The 1,716-nt window shown below is 66.3% G+C and carries 3 protein-coding genes; all 3 read left to right on the top strand.

Going from position 1 to position 1,716, the window contains the following annotated elements:
• A partial coding sequence (locus AQY21_RS06940; RefSeq protein WP_065169902.1) for an AMP nucleosidase occupies positions 1-696 on the top strand: 696 nt, incomplete at its 5' end.
• Positions 697-846: 150 nt separating this feature from the next.
• Positions 847-1,146 (top strand): HU family DNA-binding protein, encoded by a 300-nt coding sequence (locus tag AQY21_RS06935; RefSeq protein WP_024845371.1) that lies wholly within the window; start codon positions 847-849, stop codon positions 1,144-1,146.
• Between the two features lie 134 nt (positions 1,147-1,280).
• The coding region (locus tag AQY21_RS06930; protein WP_152988141.1) for a DMT family transporter at positions 1,281-1,716 on the top strand (436 nt) is incomplete at its 3' end.

Below are 1,716 nucleotides of genomic sequence, written 5' to 3'. Positions count from 1 at the left end.
AAGATGCCGCAGATGCCGGCCTATCACCTCAAACGCCCGGATGGCGACGGCATCACCCTGGTCAATATCGGCGTCGGCCCCTCGAACGCCAAGACCGCGACCGACCATATCGCCGTGCTGCGCCCGCATGCCTGGCTGATGGTCGGCCATTGCGCGGGCCTTCGCAACAGCCAGTCCCTGGGCGATTTCGTGCTGGCCCATGCCTATCTGCGCGAGGACCACGTGCTTGACGACGACCTGCCGGTCTGGGTGCCGATCCCGGCCCTGGCCGAGGTGCAGGTCGCCCTGCAAGAGGCGGTGGCCGAGGTCACGCAGCTCGACGGCTATGAGCTCAAGCGCATCATGCGCACCGGCACCGTCGCCACCATCGACAACCGCAATTGGGAACTGCGCGACCAGTCCGGGCCGGTGCAGCGCCTGTCGCAATCGCGCGCCATCGCGCTGGACATGGAAAGCGCCACCATCGCCGCGAACGGTTTCCGCTTCCGCGTGCCCTACGGCACGCTGCTTTGCGTCAGCGACAAGCCGCTCCATGGCGAGTTGAAGCTGCCCGGCATGGCCACGGATTTCTATCGCACCCAGGTTGCAAACCACCTGCTGATCGGCATCCGGGCCATGGAAAAGCTGCGCGAGACGCCCTTGGAACGCATCCACTCGCGCAAGTTGCGCTCGTTCAACGAGACCGCCTTCCTCTAGAACGGCCCTTGGCGGCGAATTTCGCAGCGTTTGCTGGGGAAAACCGCCGAAAAAGCTTGATCTGCGCCGAAAAAGCTTGTGTAGCGGCAGGCGTGCCGCCAAGGTGGCGTCCGAAAATTTCCCGAACGGGGAACAACGAGGAGACAGAATATGGCCCAGGCCGCTTCGAAACCGATGACCAAGACCCAGCTCGTCGCCACGCTGGCCGATGAGATGGGCAGCGACAAGAAGACCGCCGCCGCGGCTCTGGACGCGCTTTCGGCCGTCGTGTCGCGCACGGTCGCCGAAGGTGGCGCCGTCACCCTGCCGGGCATCGGCAAGGTCGCCTGCCGCACCCGCCCCGAGCGTCAGGTCCGCAATCCGCAAACCCAGGAGATGATGACGAAGCCCGCCGACAAGGTGGTCAAGGTCACCATCGCCAAGGCGCTGAAGGACAGCGTGAACGCCTGATCCCGGCTTTCGCCGCATTTTGGGGGCCGCGCATGACCTGCGCGGCTTCTTTCATTTCCGGCCCCGCCCAGGCACCGGCCCTTGCGCCTGCCGGCCCATCTGCTAGCCCATGGGGGTGCGAGCAGGGGGGTGACATGGATTTCAGGGCCATTCTGATGGGCTTCGGCTTTGCGGTCCTCTGGGCCTCGGCCTTCACCTCGACGCGCATGATCGTCCTGGCCGCTCCGCCGCTGACTGCGCTGGTGATCCGGTTCGGTCTCTCCGCCCTGGTGGCGATCCCGCTGGCCCGCGCCATGGGCCAGACCTGGCGCCTGACTCGGGCGGAGTGGCGCACGGTGATCCTGTTCGGCCTGTGCCAGAACGCGCTTTACCTGGGCTTCAGCTGGGTCGCCATGCAATATGTCGAGGCCTCCGTCTCGGCCATCATCGCCTCGATGATGCCGCTGGTCGTCGCCTTCCTGGGCTGGCTGCTTTATGCCGAGCGGCTGCGCCCCATCGCCGTGGCCGGGCTGGTCGCAGGTGTGGCAGGGGTGACGCTGATCATGGGGGTGCGGCTCCAGCACGGGCTGG

Source organism: Paracoccus sp. MKU1 (assembly GCF_001447385.1).
Lineage (GTDB): Bacteria > Pseudomonadota > Alphaproteobacteria > Rhodobacterales > Rhodobacteraceae > Paracoccus.
This window is presented reverse-complemented; position numbering and strand designations above follow the sequence as displayed.

Coding starts and splice junctions, on each gene's coding strand:
- AQY21_RS06935 (WP_024845371.1), top strand. CDS start 847: ATGGCCCAGGCCGCTTCGAAACCGATGACCAAGACCCAGCTCGTCGCC.